Annotated in this window: 1 protein-coding gene; it reads left to right on the top strand. The window is 70.2% G+C overall.

Going from position 1 to position 336, the window contains the following annotated elements; genetic code table 11:
• The coding region (locus IE249_RS39635) for a beta-ketoacyl [acyl carrier protein] synthase domain-containing protein (RefSeq protein WP_229860040.1) at positions 1–336 on the top strand (336 nt) is incomplete at both ends.

Genomic DNA, 336 nt, shown 5'->3' with positions numbered 1-336 from the left:
AGCGGTTGCTGCTGGAGACCTCCTGGGAGGCGTTCGAACGGGCGGGGATCGACCCGGCCACCCTGCGCGGCAGCCAGACAGGCGTCTTCGTGGGTGTCAACGGCTCCGACTACCTCTCCGCGCTCCTGGAGGCCGACGACGACTTCGCCGGCCACCTCGGCACCGGAAACGCCGCCAGTGTGATGTCGGGCCGCGTTTCCTACACGTTCGGGCTGGAGGGTCCGGCCGTGACGGTGGACACCGCGTGCTCCGCCTCACTCGTCGCCCTGCACCTGGGAGTTCAGGCGCTGCGCAACGGCGAGTGCTCGCTGGCGCTCGTCGGGGGCACCCATGTGA

The sequence above is a fragment of the Streptomyces anandii JCM 4720 genome (assembly GCF_014650655.1).
Taxonomy (GTDB): domain Bacteria; phylum Actinomycetota; class Actinomycetes; order Streptomycetales; family Streptomycetaceae; genus Streptomyces; species Streptomyces anandii.
This window is presented reverse-complemented; position numbering and strand designations above follow the sequence as displayed.